Annotated in this window: 22 protein-coding genes; 3 read left to right on the top strand and 19 right to left on the bottom strand. The window is 31.4% G+C overall.

What is annotated here, in order from left to right; genetic code table 11:
* Positions 1–115: 115 nt before the first annotated feature.
* The 6 genes from accC to pdxA form a co-directional block, all read right to left on the bottom strand.
* A complete protein-coding gene (accC, locus tag ACVC5O_RS03130; protein ID WP_452220003.1) occupies positions 116–1486 on the bottom strand; it encodes an acetyl-CoA carboxylase biotin carboxylase subunit in 1371 nt (456 codons plus the stop codon).
* Positions 1487–1573: 87 nt separating this feature from the next.
* The gene (accB, locus tag ACVC5O_RS03125) at positions 1574–2053 is read right to left on the bottom strand and encodes an acetyl-CoA carboxylase biotin carboxyl carrier protein (RefSeq protein ID WP_452220002.1); all 480 of its coding nucleotides are present in this window, start codon (positions 2051–2053) and stop codon (positions 1574–1576) included.
* A 35-nt stretch (positions 2054–2088) separates the two neighbouring features.
* Positions 2089–3084: a beta-ketoacyl-ACP synthase III gene (locus ACVC5O_RS03120; RefSeq protein WP_452220001.1), complete on the bottom strand. Its 996-nt coding sequence runs from the start codon at positions 3082–3084 to the stop codon at positions 2089–2091.
* A 177-nt stretch (positions 3085–3261) separates the two neighbouring features.
* Positions 3262–3465: a 50S ribosomal protein L32 gene (gene rpmF, locus ACVC5O_RS03115; protein WP_452220000.1), complete on the bottom strand. Its 204-nt coding sequence runs from the start codon at positions 3463–3465 to the stop codon at positions 3262–3264.
* Positions 3466–3474: 9 nt separating this feature from the next.
* Positions 3475–4014, bottom strand: coding sequence for a YceD family protein (locus ACVC5O_RS03110; protein ID WP_452219999.1), 540 nt, complete (start codon positions 4012–4014; stop codon positions 3475–3477).
* Positions 4015–4086: 72 nt separating this feature from the next.
* A complete protein-coding gene (gene pdxA, locus ACVC5O_RS03105) occupies positions 4087–5133 on the bottom strand; it encodes a 4-hydroxythreonine-4-phosphate dehydrogenase PdxA (protein ID WP_452219998.1) in 1047 nt (348 codons plus the stop codon).
* 64 nt (positions 5134–5197) lie between these two features.
* Here pdxA and ACVC5O_RS03100 point away from each other — a divergent pair, with 64 nt between their 5' ends.
* Positions 5198–5788: a riboflavin synthase gene (locus ACVC5O_RS03100; protein ID WP_452219997.1), complete on the top strand. Its 591-nt coding sequence runs from the start codon at positions 5198–5200 to the stop codon at positions 5786–5788.
* Here ACVC5O_RS03100 and ACVC5O_RS03095 read toward each other — a convergent pair.
* From ACVC5O_RS03095 to ACVC5O_RS03055, 9 genes are all read right to left on the bottom strand, one after another.
* Complete coding sequence (locus ACVC5O_RS03095; RefSeq protein WP_452219996.1) at positions 5777–5977, bottom strand: PID-CTERM protein-sorting domain-containing protein; 201 nt, start codon at positions 5975–5977, stop codon at positions 5777–5779. The two genes, ACVC5O_RS03100 and ACVC5O_RS03095, sit on opposite strands and share 12 nt — an antisense overlap.
* 256 nt (positions 5978–6233) lie before the next feature.
* Positions 6234–6983 carry a LytR/AlgR family response regulator transcription factor gene (locus ACVC5O_RS03090; protein WP_452219995.1) on the bottom strand — a complete coding sequence of 250 codons (750 nt, stop codon included), beginning with the start codon at positions 6981–6983 and terminating at the stop codon, positions 6234–6236.
* Between the two features lie 3 nt (positions 6984–6986).
* Positions 6987–10001, bottom strand: coding sequence for a two-component regulator propeller domain-containing protein (locus ACVC5O_RS03085; RefSeq protein WP_452219994.1), 3015 nt, complete (start codon positions 9999–10001; stop codon positions 6987–6989).
* A gap of 165 nt (positions 10002–10166) precedes the next feature.
* Entirely contained in the window at positions 10167–10859 is a 693-nt protein-coding gene (locus tag ACVC5O_RS03080) for an SH3 domain-containing protein (protein ID WP_452219993.1), read from the bottom strand.
* Between the two features lie 223 nt (positions 10860–11082).
* Positions 11083–12735 carry an ATP-binding protein gene (locus tag ACVC5O_RS03075; protein ID WP_452219992.1) on the bottom strand — a complete coding sequence of 551 codons (1653 nt, stop codon included), beginning with the start codon at positions 12733–12735 and terminating at the stop codon, positions 11083–11085.
* 341 nt (positions 12736–13076) lie between these two features.
* Entirely contained in the window at positions 13077–13469 is a 393-nt protein-coding gene (locus ACVC5O_RS03070; protein WP_452219991.1) for a hypothetical protein, read from the bottom strand.
* Between the two features lie 32 nt (positions 13470–13501).
* Complete coding sequence (locus tag ACVC5O_RS03065; protein ID WP_452219990.1) at positions 13502–13861, bottom strand: DUF3127 domain-containing protein; 360 nt, start codon at positions 13859–13861, stop codon at positions 13502–13504.
* Positions 13809–14168 (bottom strand): hypothetical protein, encoded by a 360-nt coding sequence (locus ACVC5O_RS03060; protein WP_452219989.1) that lies wholly within the window; start codon positions 14166–14168, stop codon positions 13809–13811. Before ACVC5O_RS03060 ends, ACVC5O_RS03065 begins: the two co-directional genes overlap by 53 nt.
* A gap of 1 nt (position 14169) precedes the next feature.
* Complete coding sequence (locus ACVC5O_RS03055; protein ID WP_452219988.1) at positions 14170–14763, bottom strand: hypothetical protein; 594 nt, start codon at positions 14761–14763, stop codon at positions 14170–14172.
* Positions 14764–14869: 106 nt separating this feature from the next.
* Between ACVC5O_RS03055 and ACVC5O_RS03050 the strand changes: the two genes are divergently transcribed.
* A complete protein-coding gene (locus tag ACVC5O_RS03050; protein WP_195870355.1) occupies positions 14870–15091 on the top strand; it encodes a helix-turn-helix domain-containing protein in 222 nt (73 codons plus the stop codon).
* Here ACVC5O_RS03050 and ACVC5O_RS03045 read toward each other — a convergent pair.
* From ACVC5O_RS03045 to ACVC5O_RS03030, 4 genes are all read right to left on the bottom strand, one after another.
* Positions 15074–15916, bottom strand: a complete 843-nt coding sequence (locus ACVC5O_RS03045; protein ID WP_195870354.1) for a hypothetical protein — start codon at positions 15914–15916, stop codon at positions 15074–15076. The two genes, ACVC5O_RS03050 and ACVC5O_RS03045, sit on opposite strands and share 18 nt — an antisense overlap.
* 31 nt (positions 15917–15947) lie before the next feature.
* On the bottom strand, positions 15948–16112 hold the full coding sequence (locus tag ACVC5O_RS03040) for a hypothetical protein (protein ID WP_452219987.1): 165 nt from the start codon (positions 16110–16112) through the stop codon (positions 15948–15950).
* Between the two features lie 182 nt (positions 16113–16294).
* Entirely contained in the window at positions 16295–16732 is a 438-nt protein-coding gene (locus ACVC5O_RS03035; RefSeq protein WP_452219986.1) for a JAB domain-containing protein, read from the bottom strand.
* Between the two features lie 187 nt (positions 16733–16919).
* Positions 16920–17315 carry a hypothetical protein gene (locus tag ACVC5O_RS03030; protein ID WP_452219985.1) on the bottom strand — a complete coding sequence of 132 codons (396 nt, stop codon included), beginning with the start codon at positions 17313–17315 and terminating at the stop codon, positions 16920–16922.
* 265 nt (positions 17316–17580) lie between these two features.
* On the opposite strand from ACVC5O_RS03030, the gene ACVC5O_RS03025 reads away from it, so the two are divergent.
* On the top strand, positions 17581–19794 hold the full coding sequence (locus ACVC5O_RS03025; RefSeq protein ID WP_452219984.1) for a type I restriction-modification system subunit M: 2214 nt from the start codon (positions 17581–17583) through the stop codon (positions 19792–19794).
* Positions 19795–19849: the final 55 nt, after the last annotated feature.

Here is a 19849-nt window from a genome sequence, read left to right as displayed (position 1 = left end):
AACTTATAACAACAAAAGACCACATTTGAATCTTAACATGAAAACACCTAATTTTATACATAACAAAAAACCAGAGAAGTTAACTTCTCTGGTTTAATTTATTTTTTAAAAACTGTCAACCTATTTTAGGACGACTCACTTCAGTTGATTTTTCAATTACAAAATCTTCCATAAATTTTGTGGTATAATTTCCGGATAAATAATCTGGATGATCCATTAATTGTCTGTGAAAAGGTATTGTTGTTTTAATACCTTCTATTACAAACTCATCTAAAGCACGTTTCATTTTATTAATTGCTTCTTCTCTTGTTTGAGCAGTAGTAATTAATTTTGCAATCATAGAGTCGTAATTTGGAGGAATAGTATAACCTGCATAAACATGAGTGTCTAATCGTATTCCATGGCCTCCTGGAGCGTGCAATGTGGTTATACGTCCTGGTGATGGTCTAAAATCATTAAATGGGTCTTCCGCATTTATTCTACATTCTATTGAGTGTAGTTTTGGCGTATAGTTTTTTCCAGAAATTGGTACTCCTGCTGCTACAAGTATTTGTTCTCGTATTAAATCGAAATCAATTACTTGCTCTGTTATTGGATGCTCAACCTGAATACGTGTGTTCATTTCCATAAAGTAGAAGTTTCTATGTTTATCTACTAAAAACTCTACAGTTCCTGCACCTTCATATTTAATATATTCGGCTGCTTTTACAGCTGCTTTTCCCATTTTAGCTCTAAGCTTATCTGTCATAAAAGGAGAAGGGACTTCTTCTGTCAATTTTTGATGACGACGTTGTACAGAGCAATCTCTTTCTGATAAGTGGCAGGCTTTACCAGTAGAATCTCCTACAATTTGAATTTCAATATGTCTTGGCTCTTCAATAAGCTTTTCCATATACATATCGTCATTTCCAAAAGCTGCTTTAGATTCTGTTCTTGCAGATTCCCATGCATTTTGTAAATCTTCTGGTTTCCAAACGGCACGCATTCCCTTTCCGCCTCCACCTGCAGTGGCTTTTAACATTACTGGATAGCCTGTAGATTTTGCTAACTTTTTACACTCTTCAAAATCTTCAATAATACCATCACTTCCTGGTACACAAGGCACTCCTGCTTCTTTCATGGTTGCTTTTGCAGTAGCTTTGTCTCCCATTTTAGAAATCATTTCAGCAGAGGCTCCAATAAATTTTATATTATGCTCTTCGCAAATTTTTGAAAATTTAGCATTTTCTGATAAAAATCCGTATCCTGGATGTATAGCATCTGCATTGGTGATTTCTGCAGCTGCTATAATATTTGATATTTTTAAATAAGAATCTGTACTTGGTGGTGGTCCTATACAAACAGCCTCGTCTGCAAATTTTACATGAAGGCTTTCTGCATCTGCAGTAGAATATACTGCTACAGTTTTAATTCCCATTTCCTTGCAGGTTCTAATAACACGAAGTGCTATTTCGCCTCGATTTGCAATTAGTATTTTTTTAAACATAACGTTTTTGTTTTAAAAATTTCAAATTCCAATCAGCAAACTCCAAATACTGGATTTTGAGATTTGTATATTGGAATTTTTAAATGGTTATGATGGATCTACTAAAAATAACGGTTGATCAAATTCTACTGGTGAAGCATCATCCACTAAAACTTTTACTATTTTTCCTGAAACTTCAGATTCTATTTCGTTAAAGAGCTTCATTGCTTCAATAACACAAAGTACATCACCTTCAGAAATCGATTGTCCTACCTCTACAAATAGAGGTTTATCTGGTGCTGGTTTTCTATAAAATGTTCCAATAATTGGAGATTTTATTGTAATGTATTTTGAATCTTCTGTAGCAGCAGCTGGAGCTGCAGGAGTTATGGGCTGTTGCTGTTGTATTGGTTGTGCAACAGGTGCTTGTTGCATAGGTTGCGCCATTGGTACGTGCTGTACAATAGTTGTCTCTGAGTCTGAACCTGTTTTTATGGTAATTTTTACATCGTCAGTTTCTAATTTAACCTCACTTGCTCCAGATTTAGCAACAAATTTGATTAAGTTTTGAATGTCTTTTATATCCATAATTAGTATTGTTTTAATTAATTATTTTTAGTTAGTTAAGAGTTGTATGCCCATTTTAAATAAATTGAGCCCCAAGTAAAGCCACCTCCAAAGGCAGCAAATATTATATTATCGCCTTTTTTTAATTGCGATTCGTAATCGTTTAATAATAATGGTAATGTTGCAGAAGTTGTATTGCCATACTTCTCTATATTCATCATTACTTTTTCTTTATCTAATTCTATGCGGTTTGCAGTGGCATCTATAATGCGTTTATTTGCTTGGTGTGCTGCTAACCATGCAATATCATCTTTTGTTAAGTTATTTCTTTCTAATATTTTAACTGCTACGTCTGCCATATTAAATACAGCATTTTTAAACACTGTTTTACCGTCTTGGAAAACAAAGTTTTCTTTTTTAGCTAAAGTGTCTGCGGTTACTGGGTAAGAAGATCCACTGGATTTTACTTGAAGAAATTCTCTTCCAGATCCATCGCTTCTTAAGTATTCGTCCTGTAAGCCTAATCCTTCGTCATTTGCTTGAAATAGTACAGCTCCTGCTCCATCGCCAAAGATGATGCATGTTGCTCTGTCTTCATAATTAATCATTGAAGAGTTTTTGTCTGCACCAATAAGCAATACGTTTTTATAACGACCAGACTCTATATATTTTGCAGCAGTTGACATCCCAAACAAAAAGCTTGAACACGCGGCTTCTAAATCGAAAGAAAATGCATTTTCTGCACCAATTTGTGTTGCAGTGTATGCTGCTGTTGAGGCTGCTTGCATATCTGGTGTTGCAGTGGCTACAATAACCAATTCTATGTCTTTTGGATTTGTATTAGATTTTGAAAGAAGGTCTTGTGCAGCTTTTATAGCCATATAAGAAGTGCCTTTGCCTTCTCCTTTAAGGATGCGACGTTCTTTAATACCTGTTCTTGAGGTAATCCATTCGTCGTTAGTATCAACCATAGATTCTAACATCTTATTGGTTAATATATATTCTGGCACATAAGCGCCAACAGCTGTAATTGCCGCAGAGATTTTACTCATACTTTTAAGTTAATTTGACCAAAAACTGCTCAAAACCGCCAAAAAGAGGCGAAATTTTGTTCAAAATAGGGAATTTTGGTTAATTATATGCAAATTAAGTTGTTTTTAACTTAAAGAAAAATATATCATAAAAAAAACGCTCACAAAGGAGCGTTTTTCTGTATGCATGCATAGTAATTATGCCATGTTTTCTTCTTCTACAGAGTTGTCTATTAATACTTGACCTCTATAATATAATTTACCTTCAAACCAGTGAGCTCTATGGTATAAGTGAGCTTCTCCTGTTGTTGGACACGTAGCTATTTGTGGCGCAACTGCCTTATAATGAGTTCTTCTTTTATCTCTTCTTGTTTTTGAGATTTTTCTTTTAGGATGTGCCATTTTCTATGTTTATTTATCCGTTAATAGTTTTTTTAATGTATTCCAACGAGGATCTGTTTCCTCTTCGTCTTCTTTTTTATCCTTTAATTTAGGACTTAATTCTTCTAGTCTTTTAAGTATTTCAGAATCTAAAGTTCCGTCTTCTACACCTGGATGAACTCGTTTTAATGGGACAGCTAGTATTACTAATTCGTAAATATACTGCTGTATATTAATTTCGTATTCTCCATGAGGTATGATTAAAATATCAATATTTTCGTCATTATACTCTTGCCCAAATTTAACAACTAAGTCAAATTCTTTTTTTATAGGCTGGTTAAAAGGTTCGTTTGTTAGGTCGCAGTTAATATTAACTGTACCTTCAATATTAAAATGTAGCTCTAAAAGTGTCGATTTTTTTTCTAAAATTAAATCTACTTTTAACTCAACATCATTAAACTCTTCATACTCAAAATGCTCAAAGAACGTATTGTCTATATCAAAGTCAAAATAATGTTTTCCTTCTTTTAAACCTACAAATGGAATTGTAAATGCTTTCAATGCCTTCATTATCACATCTATTTTGAGCCTGCAAATATATAAATTTTTATTTATTTAGCAGACTTATAAACATTTTTTTGTTTATATCTTTCTTTTGGAATAACCTAGTGGGTTTTTAGTTAAGCCAAGATATTCGTTTCTGTTTTCAAAAATTTTAATTCCTTTAAAAATTGCTTCTTTAAACGAATTGGTGTCTGCTACTCCTTTACCTGCAATTTCATAGGCTGTTCCATGGTCTGGAGAGGTTCTTATTCTATTTAATCCTGCGGTGTAATTAACGCCTTGTCCAAAAGATAGTGTTTTAAAAGGGATAAGTCCTTGGTCGTGATAAGAGGCTATTATAGCATCGAAACCCGAATAATTATCAGACCCAAAAAAACTGTCTGCTGCATAAGGACCAAAAACAAGTTTACCGCTTTCTTTAATTTTTTTAAGCGTTGGTCGCATAATTTCATCATCTTCCTTACCTATAACGCCATTATCTCCTGTGTGTGGATTTATACCTAACACTGCAATACGTGGTTTACTAATTCTAAAATCTTGTTTTAAAGTTTTGTAAACGGTTTCTATTTTTTCTTCTATTAATTTAGAAGTAATATGATTGGCAACGTCTTTTACTGGCACATGATCTGTTAACAAACCAATGCGCAATGTATCTGTAATCATAAACATTAAACTATTGCCTTCTAATTCTTGAGCTAAATAATCTGTATGGCCAGGAAATTTAAATGTTTCGGACTGTATATTGTGCTTGTTTATTGGTGCTGTAACTAAAATATCGATGGCTTCTTCTTTTAAAGCTTTTGTTGCTTCTTGAAGCGATTTTATTGCGTATTCTCCTATTTTTAAATCTTCGGTTCCGAAATTAATGTTTACATTTTCTTTCCAACAATTTACCACATTAACCTTTTTATGGATTATTTGTTTTGCGTTTTGGACACCATTAAAATTAATATTGAGTTTAAAATGATTTTTTACAAAGGTCATTGTTTTTACTGATGCGAATAGTACTGGTGTACAAAATTCTAACATACGAACGTCTTCAAAAATCTTTAAAACAACCTCTGCTCCAATCCCATTTAAATCTCCAATAGATATTCCTACAACTATATTTTCTTCTTTTCTCATTTGTTTGATAACAATTGTTATTAATTTTACAAACGCAAATTTAACCAAATTAATATTGAGTACTATGTTTACAGGAATAATTGAGACTATTGGAACAGTAAAACGCATGGAACACCACCAAAACAACCTAAATTTAACTATTGAAAGTCGTTTTACTTCAGAATTAAAAATAGATCAAAGTGTTGCTCACAATGGTGTATGCCTTACTGTAGTCTCTATAAATAATAATGAATACACAGTTACAGCCATTGAAGAAACTATAAACAAAACAAATTTAAATGCTTTAAAAGTTGGATCACTGGTTAATTTGGAGCGTGGCATGAAATTAGGAGACCGTTTAGATGGTCATATTGTGCAAGGTCATGTGGACCAGGTTGCTAAATGTATTGGTGTTAAAGAAACTTCTGGGAGTTGGTTATATACTTTTAATTACGATACCAAACTAAATAACGTGACTATAGAAAAAGGGTCTATAACAGTAAATGGAGTAAGCTTAACGGTTGTAAATTCTAAATTAAACGAATTTAGTGTTGCTATTATACCATATACATACGAGCATACTACTTTTAAATCTTTAAAAGAAAATGATTTAGTAAATTTAGAATTTGATGTTATTGGAAAGTACGTGAAACGATTACACGAATTAAGCCTTTAGTTTTTTAGACTTTATTAATTTATAGGTACCATAAAGCGCTCCTAAAACAAGCAAAAACACGACACCTCCATCTATAGGTAAACCAATAGGTGGTGGACCTTGTGGAGCTGGAGGAACAGAACCTTGTGCTACTGTTATCATACTTGTTAATACAAATAAGATTGAGGCAAAAATTTTCTTTTGTATCATAACGGCTGTAAATGTATGAAAAAAAGCGTCTTATCAAAAAAATTCTACTGGTTTTTAGACAAAAAACATCTATTAAAAGCATAAATATTCGACAAAGAGCCATTTTTAGGCTATTTTCAGGGTTTTTAAATTTTTGACAAAAATATCAAATCCTTTAAAATAACTACACTTTTTTTACTTTTTAGGTTAAATTTAAATTCGTTCGAGGGTAATTTCTTCTATTTACGATTAAAAACAGTGTTTGGTTTTTTAATTATTAACGATGCATGGTGTCTAAAATTTCAATAATTTCTGCTTTTTTTCTAACCGAAACAGGAACGTGTTCTCCATTTTTAAGCATTAAATAGCCTCCATCTGTTTTTATAAATGCACTTATGCATTGTAAATTCACTAAATGGCTTTGATGAATTCTTAAAAACTGATAAGGCTTAAGCATATCTGAAAAATACTTGAGTGTTTTTGTTACAAATATTTTTCGTTGGTCTTTTAAATGAAAAATAGTGTTGTTGCTATCGGATTCGCAACGCACAATATCGTCTAAATTCACAATTATAATTTTATCTAATGTGTGCAACGAAATTTTATCTGGTTTTTTATCTGGCGCTGTTAACGTTTGTTTTAAAATATTTAATCGTTCTTCCGTTGGTTTAATTTGTTGTTTTGCTCTTGTAATGGCTTGATCTAATTCCTCGTGTGCATAAGGTTTTAGTACATAATCGATAGCTGCAAATTTGAATGCTTTTATAGCAAACTCATCGCTTGCAGTAACAAAAATGATTTTAGATTTTAGGTTAGGGAAAATTTCAAGCACATCAAAACCTGTTCCATCGCCAAGCATAATATCTAAAAACAAAATATCTGGTTGCTGTTTTCTTAAGGCTTTTGCTGCTTCTACAACACTTGTTGCAGTATCAATAACTTTAATGTCTGGATGTTTAGTTTCCAAATCACTTTTTAAAAGTTGCATAGCATCTTGTAAATCTTCGACTATAATTGCTGTGAGCATAATTTAAAATTCTGTTTCTAATGGTATTTTAAAAGCAATTTCTGTGCCTTTAATGGTGCCATCATTATTTTTTAATTCTGTAATATTTAAAGTTTCTCCTTTGGAGATGGACTCTAAACGTGCTTTAGTAACGGTTAATGCCATAGATTGATGGTCGGTTTTTGTTTTGGATTGTTGCGAGCTATAAATACCAATACCATTATCTGTTATTTTTATGTGTAGAAACTCTTCCGAGGTTTTAAAACTTACAACCAACTCGCCTTCTTTTTGTCCTTTTAAAATCCCATGACGTATCGCATTTTCCACAAAAGGTTGAATAAGCATTGGTGGAATTAAAATTTCTTCTGGATCATAAACGGTATCAACATTAATTTTATAATTAAAGGGTTTTGTAGCCATTAATTGCTCCACCTCTATATAATGTTTAAGTGTTTTTAATTCTTGGTTTAGTGTTACACTATCTTTTCTGGAGTTTATAAGTGTTTCTCGCAAAAGCGTGGCAAAACTATTAATTGTAGTATTCATTTTATCTGGTTTACTAATTGCCATTGCTTTAATGCCATTAAGTACATTAAATATAAAATGAGGATTCATTTGTAAACGCAACGCCTTTTGCTCTAAAGTTAGGAGGTGGTTTTTTAGCTTTAATTGTGCTTGCTCTTCTTTGTTTTTGCGTTTTAGTCTTTTTATGTAATACCAAATTGCCAATCCTATTATTACTGCTGTTAAAGTAAACAGCAACACTAAAAACCAAGGCTGTTTATATATTGGACTGGTTATGTAAAAACTAAAATTAATAACTTCACTTTCTTGCCATCTGTTATTTCTGGATTGTGCTTTAAAAGTATGATTTCCATAGGCTAAACCAGATAAATTTTGTGTATTATCTGCAGTCCAAGGACTCCAATTTGCTGCATCTAGTTTGGTGCGATATTGAATGTCGTTTGGATGGTCTAAATCCACTGTTTTATAGGTGAAACTCAACTGACGTTGCTTAGGGTTTAACTGAAGAGTTTCCGTTTTATTTAATAGTGAGTCTATGGATTTGTAATCTATTTTAATACTGCTAAAATGAAGCTCTGGTTTTAACCTAACTGCTTTAGTTTTTGACGGAATATATTCGGTTAAACCATAAATAGTACCAAACCACAAATGTCCTTTTTGGTCAATATCTACTGCATTTAAACAGGTTTCAATACCTAAAAACCCATCGTTTCTTTTAAAATGAAACACATCGTTTATCGTATTATCTTGTGTGAGTTCTATTTTATCTACGCCACGTTCTGTTCCTGACCACAGATAGCCTTCAGCATCAAAAATAAGCTGATATATGTTTTCTGAAAGTAATTTTTTATCGCCTTTTAGCTTTTTAAAATTTGTATAATTACCGCTATTAGCAAACCAAATGCCTTTACCTGCTGTACCAATAAATAAGGTGTTGTTTTTAAAAAGCAATGTGCCTATTTCTGTTTTAACATTTAAAACAGCATTTAAATGAGTAACTTTATTATTGGCAATATATCCTAAATGTCCTTTTTGAGTGGCATACCACAACGTGTCTTGTTTAAAAATAATATCCTTTATTAGTAAATCCTTAATACCCTCGTTTAAACCATATTTTTTGTGAATTTTAAGTGTTTCGTTTTTAGGATTAAACGTAAATTTTACAATACCACTAGAATAGGTTGCTGCGTAAACAGTATCCTGTTTTACTTTTATCTTTCTAATCCAATCGTAAGGAAAACCAGTATCTGAATTAAACACGTGATTTTTATACGTTTTATAAGGTGTTATTTTGGTGATGTATTGGTTAGCGTCTATAGTATCTAAAACTATACTATCTCTTACCACGCTTTGGTGTAGTAAAATCCCTCTGCCTTCCGAGCCTGACCAAATATTCTGTTTGTTATCGCTCGTTATGGTTTTTATTTTAACATCTTTAAATCCATTAGGCGATTTATAATGATGTATGCCTAGAGAGTCTATTTTTGTTAATCCAGCCTCGGAACTCGACACCCAAATACTATTGTTTTTGTGGTGTACCGCATAAATACGATTGCCTTTTAAACCTGAATTGACATCGTAATGCGAAAAATTATTCTGAAAATATTTTAAAAATCCTCCACCAGATGTTGCAATCCAAATATTGCCTTGTTGGTCTGTAATTACTTTTCTAATGTGCTGAACAGGTAAACCAGTTTGCGTGTTTATTTTTTTTATTTCTGAAAGCGTTTCGAGGTTAACAACCGAAATTCCGTCGTTATCTGTTGCTACCCAAAGCTCGTTGTTGTTTTGAATAGAAAGACTATTTATACGAAGTGGCTCGCGCATTAGTAAATTGTCTTCAAAATTATTAGCATCAAAAACAAAGGTGCCATCGTTAAAGGTTGAAGCTATAATTTTTTCGTTATAAGCAGTTATTGCTGAAAAATTATTGGTTTCTAGCTTTTGTAAAACCTCAGCGTTTTTATTTAAATCACTAAGTCTCCAAAGTGCTGTGTTTGTCGCTATCCAAAAAAAACCATTAGTGTAGAGTATTTGATTTACTAAGCTTTGATCTATTTCTGGGTGAAGATTTATTTTTTCAGTCGCTAAGGCTTCATTTAAACTATAAACGCCTTGTTGTGTTGCTAAAAATATGGTGTTGTTATGTTCTAAAATTTGATGTATTTGAGGTGTTTCCGAAGAAAAAAACGCCTCTTTAATTTTAATAGAGAGCCCTCTTTTTGTGCCTATAAAAAGGGTGTCTTTTTTGCTGTATAATGCTTTTATGTAATTGGATAACAATCCATCAGACTCGTTCCAAACTTTAAATATTTTGCCATCAAAACGTGCTAAACCTCCTCCTTGTGTACCTAACCATAAATAGCCATTGTGGTCTTGCACCAAATCGTAAACTTGAGATTGTGGCAAACCGTCTTCTATGGTGTAAGTTCTTAATTGCGTATTCTGAGCGCATAAAACATGCGTTACTAAGCAAAAAAGTGCGATAAAAAGATATGTAATATACTTTTGCAAAAAATTGGTTTTAATTATTTTCAAAGCTATGGAAATTTAAGCCTTTTGTTTCTAATTGTATAACGATAAATATAGGGTTAGTATTTTAGTAACTTGTAAAAGCGCTGCTCTTTTTGATAAAGATACAGCGCTTAAAACAAACACTAACTAACTTAAATTTTTAGTTTAAAAGTCGTCCACATCTACGTAGCAGCAGTCTATGTCTTCCATTTGGCTCGCAACGCTTACTAGATTTCTGGTATATTGTAGTTTGTTGTTTTTAAATACAACATAATCTGTTGTTGTATCTACTTCGCAGCTTTCGCGCTCTGGATTGTTTAATATAATAATATCATCTACACCTTTGTTTCCAATGTTTGCGACTTCTGTAGCATTAATACTATCTAATTTAATTACTATTTTATCTATTTCTTGTCCGTTTTTAATGGCTCTTATTTGGTAGCGTTTTTTCTGGCTTTCTCCAAAGGTGTTTTTTACACTTTCTTCGCCAAAAACAAATTTTACTTCGTTATCAACTTTACTGCTCATTGTTTTTTGAGCAATTAATCCTCCCCAAACCCAACCTGTGTCTGGTCCTAATTTTATTTTGTACCAGCTGCTAGTAATTCCGTTTAAGGTTTGTGGTTCATCACTTTTTGCAAGCAATCTTACTTTGGTTCCAATAGTTACTGTGGTTAATTTTTGGCAAAATGACGATGGACAATCTCTTAGTGCAACATCGTCTGCTAAAAGATATTTTGTTGCTTTAGAGGCAGATGCGTCTGCATAGGTGTCGAATACAATTTCTTGTGCGTTTGTAAAAAAGAATGTTCCTAAGCATAATACTGCTGTTGCGATACTGTTTTTTAAATTTTTCATAATGTTTTGTTTTTAGAGTTATACTGTTATTATACTCCAAAGGTATGTTGACACTACAGTAAAATTTAGGTGGTTTTAGTATTCGTAAGCAAGAAACTAGAATTCGTAGGTATTTGGTGTTTTGTGGTGTTTATGTTTGTTTATGTTTGTTTATGTTTGAAAAAAAAGGAAACCCTTATAAACAAAGAGTTTTTGAGCATTTGTTTTCATATTTGTTTTTCGTTTATTTTTTTTTAACCAATCTGTACTTTCTATCTTTAAGAGCTCCGATTGGAAGTAAGGAATCTGACTTAACCATTGCATATAAGGCTTTTTGTACATCTTTTAGTTCAACGTCTTGAATATGTTTGTATATTTCTTGTTTAGATTTATCACCATTGTATTTAAGATATTCAATAATTAATTGTTTTAATTGTTCTTTATCAATAGTTTTTAAAGTAGGCGCTATATTTAATTTTGATTGAGAGAATAAAGCAGGATTAAGCAAGTACTCTGTTCCTTTTTTTATGCCTCGAGTGGTCAAAATAGATTTCTCTAGCAGTGTGCCTAACCAACTTCTTAATCTATCTTCGCTACTTAGTTGTAACTTATGAGATAACTGAGTAGATAAAATTTTCTTTTCTGATGCAACTATACCTAAAACAATATATTCTTTTTGTGACAATTCAAAATGTTGCGATACAAATTCTAAAATTTCGAGAGCCTCCTTATTAACTACTCCAGAGTAAACAGTTACAGAGGTTTTATTAAGAGAGCTTTCTATTTCTGGTAAGGGTTTAATTTCTCTGACCAATTTTTCATAGATTAAATCATATCCGGAACCCTCACCTTCCATCAATCCAAAGTCGCTGAGCGTTTGAATAAAATGTGGATTTCGCCTATGTCTTTCATGAAGAATGTTTTCTGATGTAATTCCCAATGGTAATCCACCTGGATTAGTTATTACCATTCTATCTGGATAAACCTCAATAAATATATCTCCAGAAATAGTAAATCTTTTATGCGCAATTGAGTTTATTAGTAACTCTCTAATTACTTCTTTTGGATAATTACGTAATTGTTTTCTAAATAATCCGCTGGAAACTTCTGTTGAATAATTTAACTCAATAGCTTCTTTCTCAATTTCTAGTAATAATTTTTTTGGATTAAAAAGATGAAAATGCCAATCTTTCTTTCTGATTTTTTCTTCAAGCTCATTATACACGATATACTGAACAGTTATTGGATAGCTTAATCTTGCTCTTTGACTTGATTTTCCTAACCAAACAATACCTAGATTTGTTAAAAATCCATCAGGATTAATTAGCTGATAATATTCTAAAATTTCTTCGCTAGATTTTTCTTTAATAAAATCGGAAACAAATTTTGATTTTTGAACTTGTTCCATAAAGTATACTACTTCCTTAATATCTGCATCATTTAAGGTAAGTTTTCCAACCGAAACTAACTCCCATTGAAAAGCGTTTTTTTCTGCTGCAAGGTTGGTTAGTTCCTCTCCGGAAACTGGCACACAATTATCTGTAATACGAATAAAAACCTTACCTGTTGAAGTTGTAGCTATAGTTCTTGTGGTTGGTAAAATTGTTATTTTAAAATACTCTCCACCATTATCATGAGTTAATATTTCAGGATTGGCAATACCTACTGCATCAGTTAAATCTCTTAATCTCGAAACTGTTTTATTTACCAAATCATTTTTTACTCTTTGATTTTTATTTGGAAAGGAATTTTCATCTTCTATGCCAACAATTATTTCTCCTCCTTGAGCGTTTGCTAAGCCAACACATGTTTCTGCTAAACTTTTAAAGTCCGCTGTTTTTCCTAAAACTTTTTTTAAACTTTTATATTCTGTATTACTGTTTTCCAGAGGATTCATTTCGATTTTTTATTACTAGATTTCTAAAAATAAGAAACTAATCATTAATTTAAAACTTTTAAAAACAAAAAACCCTCCGAAAATCGAAGGGTTTTAAGTGTGGTCCCACTTGGGCTCGAACCAAGGACCACCTGATTATGAGACACATTAAGTTACTTATCAATGTTTTTCATTTAGCTTCATTTGTCTGATTTTCAGCTATTGGCTACAAACTCCTTTTCATTTAATTTCAAATTATTGCATTATTCTGATAAAATGTTGCCGAAATGTTGCAGGCAGATTTCAAACAATAACTTTATTATGTAACACTGTAATTACTGCAACTTCTGTAACGAGTAAATTTAATTAAAAGTGTATTGAAATTCAAAAGTTTGTTGATTTATTATTTCTTGATGTACAGTAGTATTATTTTCAGAACCATAAAAGCGCATTTCAGCTTCTGATGAATCTTCTATATAAAAATCTAACTCAAAACTTGCTGTATTCTCTGGAACCTCTACGCTTACTATATTTTGAGTATAATCGAAATCTGAATTAATTGTTGATTGAGTACCATCTTCTAAAGTTAATATAGTTGTTAACCCTACTGACACCCAACTCTCAAGAGTACCTGTTGTAAACTCTATTATATGAGACTGACTAATTTGTTGCTGTTCTTGTTCTTGGTTGTCATCATCGCTTGAACAAGCTGTAAATGCAAAAATGGCTATTAATGCTAAAAATGTATTCTTCATAATTTATTATTTATTGGTTAATTGTTTTTTTTTTAAAATGGCAAGTCATTATCTGGGTCATCTATAAAACTTGCTTGTTCTGATTCAGGAACTGGGTTTGGTATTACTTCTTGACTTTTTATAAGCTCTATTCTCCATCCTTGAATAGCATTAAAGTATTTAGTTTCACCTTCAGGATTAACCCATTCTCTACCTCTTAAATTAAGGTCTATTTTTACTTCTTGACCTACAACAAATCTATCCAGTAAGTCACATTTATCTTGGATAAATTCTACTAAAATATGTTGTGGATACTGTTCTTCTGTAGTAATAACAACCTCTCTTTTTCTAAAGCCATTATCACCTAGGATTTGAGTCCCATTTAAAATTTTTATCTTTCCTATTAAGTCCATTTGTTGACGTTTTAATTTTATTTAGAATATCATTTAGATATACCTCTTCTTTACTAAATGGTTTTGTGTTTTCAAAACTCTTATCTATACCTTCGTATAGCTCTGTAAATAATAATTCTATTATAAAAGATTTATGCTCTCTTAAGTTTCTGTCAGTAAATTCAGCTTCTAAAGTATCTTTAATTTTACTTAAACCAATATATCTTTCTTCATGTTTAAGCAACCACCAAGCAACTTCATCTCTACTACAAAAACCTTCAGAAGTTAATAGAGCTTCTAGTTCTTCTATTATCTCTTTAAACCTCATATTAACTTACTATTTTTATGGAATTTTTAAAATTGAATTTTCTATAAAACTCTAAAAACAAGTATCTTTCTTCAGAAGTATACCCTTCAAATATCATCATTGATTTCCTTCCTTTATCACTCCTTGAAGTACTGAAAAAGATAAAGTCATTTTCAAACTTATCAGAATCTGAACTTTCTATATTAGTTGGACTGAACTCTAGTACTCTCTTACCTGTATGATTCAATTCATAAACATTAAGACCATCAAAAACTAATTTATAAGGCACTTCACTAGATGACACCAACCTAAAAGGAACATAAATAAGTCCTATGAATGAAAGTAATATCATTAAAATACTATCACTAAATAGTGCTAATCCACTTACAACTAAAAGCACCAATAATACAACATAAAAATGCTCAAACATCAAATGTTTATGTAGCATATTTCTATGGTTTGTATTCACAAAAACCAGCCTATTATCATTGTTTTTAGAGGTTTTAAACTCATAGTCGATAAAATTATCTTTATCCTCATAAAGCTCTAAAACAACATTTTCTTTAGACTTCAAAGAGTCTTTATTCTCTGTAATTCTTGAAATATTTAGTTTCATATTGTATCAATCTATAATTAACAAACATACTTATTTTATCATTTATGATAACCAAAACAGCACACTTAATTATCATTTTTGACAACTAGATAAAACGTGTTTTAGGTTGAATGACAAGGAGAAACTTCAGTTAGCAATTGGTAAGCGAGTTAAATTGTTGAGAGAGGAAATTAACATGCCTCAACAAGACCTTGCTGCTAAATGTAATATTGAAAAATCTAATTTAAGTCGATTAGAAGCTGGAGGAACTAATCCTACTTTATATACTCTGAAAAAGATTGCGGATAATCTAGGGGTTTCCCTTGAAGAATTAGTAATTAAGCTCTGAGCCCATTTTCTCAACAAACTCTCTTGTTAGGCTGTAGGGAAACTTATCTATAAAGTTATAATAAGCTACTTTTCTTAAAACTCCTTTTTGAGTTTTAGTATCTGAATTACAAATATCAGCAATATCATCTTTTAGGTAAGACATCTTATGATTTAATCTGTTTATATAAGTATCTATATTGTTATTAAAATCTAACTTCCCTTCTTCTCTAGCCAAAAACAATGTTTCAAATATTAAGACGTACTCATTTAAAAAAACACCTTGCTTACCTCTTTTAGAAAGTGGTAAATAAAAACTCTCTTCAAAAAGCCCTGTTTTCTCCAACCAGTTATTAAATGTTTTTTTGTCAACACCAAACTCCTCTTTTGCGATTTTCTCTTTAGAGATAGAGAATTCTTTGAAAATCAAAGTCATTAACTGCTCTTCATTTAAAGCACCTTTCTTTTTAGAGAAAATAGTTTTAACCAAAACAGACCTTAATCCATTCTTATCATCTAACAGTTTATCCAATCCTTTTTGGTTGGTCACTAGTTTTTTTAATTCTGGTGCTTGTTCTTTTATTGATTTAATACTTCTTATTAACACTGAAATAGTGCTAAAGTCTAAAAGCGCAAACAGTTCATTAAAAAATTCATAATTAACTTCCTTTTTAAAAGCTTCATGAAATGCTTCTTCAGAATCACTTTCAACTCTTAAAGTTCTAAACTTAATTACTGCTTTTTCTCTGTCCCCATCACCTAATAAAAAAACAAGTATATTATCATATAACACACTTGCTTTTCTTTTTGGAAGAGAGCTTACTTTTTTAAATATCTTATTTAGCACCTAGTAAAATTAGGTGTTAAAAATAAAGAATCTATTTAACTAGAGCTTGCAAATAAGCAACTTCATGATTTCCTCCCATGAATTTATCTCTACAGGAGTTAATGCCTCCTAAAGGTTTCCATCCTTTTTTAATGTACTCATTTACTGTTATAACTAATGCATCTAAATGAATATCTCTTAATACTAAATACTCCATTACTTTAAATTTTAAAATTAATATTACAGCAAACTTAAAAATGAAGAAAATTACCAATCCAAATTCTCCCTGATAAAATCAATTTTTAGCTATTAATACTAATCTCTATAGATAAGAAATCTTAAAATCTGGTCAAAAAAGCAGGCATTCAGCTTTGCATACAAACACAATAGTTTCAAAATTTATACTAACAACGCATTATCATTAAAACTAAAAAAGTCTTCTTTGGTCACTATTAAATGGTCCAAAAGCGTAATATCTAGATATTCTCCAGCCTTTTTGAGCTTTTTTGTTATGCGCTTATCTGCTTCACTTGGTGTTAAATTTCCACTAGGATGATTGTGGGCTATAATTATACTCGAAGCGTTACACTTTAAAGCAACACTAAATACTAATTTTGGGTCGACAATTGTTCCTGCTACACCACCTCTAGATAAGGGATAAATTCCAATTACCTGATTGTTCCGATTTAATAATAATACTTTAAACTCTTCTTGGAGCTCTATAGTATGCCGATTCCAGCATGCTATTAAAACATTAAACGAGTCTTTGCTGTTTTTGATTTTCAACTTCTCCCTATTATTATTGGAATACGATACACTTACTTCTGCTATTTCCATTGTTGATTTCTTTTTTTAGATTTAATACGTGACCTCTACCTTACATTCTAACTAGTTTGTATGACCAAGCAACAATTTGATTCTCTTATTGTTTTGAAGGTATGAGCAATCAAGCATAATAAAGTAAGGGTGTTTTATAACTCAAAAAACATAGCCCAATCTATATACATAGATTAGGCTTATATTTTTACTCTGCATGTTCAAGAATACCATTCTTTGAAAACACATCTGAGTTTGCAATAACATTCTGCTCATACTTAACAGCAGTTTGTTTTGGCTTAACAGCATCTTCTGTAAAATAAACCCATCTATGAGATAATGTTATTTCTTCACCTGTTTCCTTTACAACATATTCAAAAGGCTCACAGTCCTCTTTAATGATGCTTCCTGGCATTTCTGTACCAATAAGTCCAGTACAAGTCTGCTCATCAAATGTTGAAGGTATATAAGCTTTCTTGGCAGTAGCATAAAAGTTACCTGTAACCTTGCTTAATACCATTTCAATTCCTCCTTGCAGTTCCAAAACAAAGAATGAAGTTCCATCCTCTTTTTGTCTCTCTTTGTAGTTTACGATTCTAACCATGTTTCTAAAATTTTTGAGTTGTAGTACACCACACAGAAAACCAATCCTCCATAGAATATAAATTACAGCTATCAACTTGAATTTATTTATCCTGCTAGAAAATTTTCTTTACTATATAAAGTGGTGGGGGAATCTCTATCCCCAGAAATGGGTGGGGGTTTTGCACAAGGTATGGGACGCTCTCACTGTTTATCGATAAAAATTTTTTATAAAATTTTTTTTGCTTTTGAATAGCCTTACATTTATAGGCACATAAAAAGTATAAATGAATAATAAAGTACACAATCAAATAGTTAGTTTCATTTGGAGCATTGCTGATGATGTTTTGAGAGATGATTTTGTTAGAGGTAAATACAGAGATATAATCTTGCCTTTTACCGTGTTAAGAAGATTGGATGCTCTGTTAATACCAACTAAAGAAGAGGTTTTACAAGGACATAAATTTTTAATGGAAAATGAGATAGACGATTTATCTGGACTAACACACCAATCTAAATTCCCATTTTATAATATTTCAGGATTTACATTTTCAGATAGTAGTACTGTAAAATCTGAATTTCCTTATACTGCTTTAACTAACGACCCAGCTAATATAGATAGTAATCTAGAAGAATATCTTGATGGTTTTTCTGATAACATACAACAAATCATAGACCGATTTGAAATAAGAAAGCAACTCCCAAAACTAAAAGAGAATGGATTGACACCTCTTTTAATTGAAAAACTAGCTTCTAAAGAAATCAATTTAAGCCCCATAGAAATTAAAAACCCAAAAGGAGAGGTTTTACCTCCTCTAACTAATTTAGGTATGGGCTATGTTTTTGAAGAACTTATTAGAAAGTTCAACGAAGAAAATAACGAAGAAGCTGGAGAACACTTTACTCCTAGAGAAATTATACAGTTAATGACACATCTTATCTTTTTACCAATAAAAGATAAGTTAAAAGTTGCTCAATACTCTATATACGATTCTGCTTGTGGTAGTGGTGGTATGTTAACTGAAGCTGAAAAATATGCTAAAAGAATTACAGATAACAAAACCACATTTAGCTTGTATGGACAAGAAGTAAACCCTGAAACTTGGGCTGTTTGTAATTCTGATATGCTTATTAAAGGCGAAAAGGATTATCACATTGCTTATGGTTCTACATTAGCTAATGATGGTTTTCAGTTTAAAGAATTCGACTTTATGTTGTCTAATCCGCCTTATGGTAAAGCTTGGAAAAAGGATGAAGATGCTGTGGTTATTGAAAGAGGTAAAACTAATGAAGTAATAAAAGACCCGAGATTCCAAACAGGACTGCCAAAAATTTCTGATTGTCAATTGCTATTCCTTTCTAATATGGTTCATAAAATGAAGAAAGGAACTGAATTAGGAAGCAGAATTGCATCTGTCCATAATGGTTCTTCGTTATTTACTGGTAATGCAGGTCAGGGAGAAAGTGAAATTAGACGCTACTTAATTGAGAATGATTTGGTAGAATGTATAGTGGCGCTCCCAGAAAAAATATTTTACAATACAGGAATTCCAACTTATATCTGGCTACTTTCTAATAGAAAAGAAAAAAGAAGAGAAGGCAAAATTCAGCTTATTAATGCTTTAGACTTATCTACGCCTTTAAGAAGAAATTTAGGAGAGAAAAACTGCGAGATGCAACCAAGCCATATCAAGCAAATAGAGGACTTATATCTAAACTTTAAAGAAACTGAAATATCTAAAGTATTCAACAATGAGGATTTTGGCTATCATGAAGTTACCATAGAAAGACCTTTAAGATACAAATCGCAGTTTACCGAAGAAGCAATTGAAAAATTAAGATATGTAAACACTATTTCAGAGGAAATGACATGGATGTTTAAGGCATTTGGAGATACTTTATATGAAGGTATTACAAAAGATATTAAACAAAAAACAGAGTTTTGGATTAAAGACCAAGATTTAAAAACATCTACTGCTAATAGGAAAAAATTGTTTAGTACAGTTACTTGGAAAACTCAAAAGGAGTTGATGCTAATTGCTAAAGATATTTTTACTAAAATTGGAGATACACTTTATGATGACTTCAACCAATTCAATAAAGACGTTGATAAAGTGCTAAAATCGTTTTCATACAAAGTAAGTGCTACAAACAAGAAAAAGGTGTTACTTGCTGTGAGTTGGAAAGATGAAGATGCCAAACCAGTTATTAAGAAGAAAGAAAAGAATGGCACTTTAACCTATGAAGCAGATGCTGATTTAAGAGATACCGAAATTGTTTCTTTAAATGAAGATATAGAAGTGTATTTTAATAGGGAAGTTATCCCTTATGTTTCTGATGCATGGATAAACTATGACAAGATTACTAAAGGTTACATGATTTCATTTACAAGATATTTTTACAACTATTCTCCCCCTAAAGATTTAGAGCTAATAAAGCAGGAAATCCTTGATTTAGAAAAGGAAACAGAAGGAATTCTAGAAGAGATTATTAAAAGTTAATTACTATTTTTATTTTTTAATTAACACTTAATGTTAATAAGTTTATTATATTTGC

Source organism: Lacinutrix salivirga (assembly GCF_053604675.1).
The sequence above is the reverse complement of the archived record's forward strand: the minus strand, read 5'-3'. Positions and strand labels throughout refer to the sequence as shown.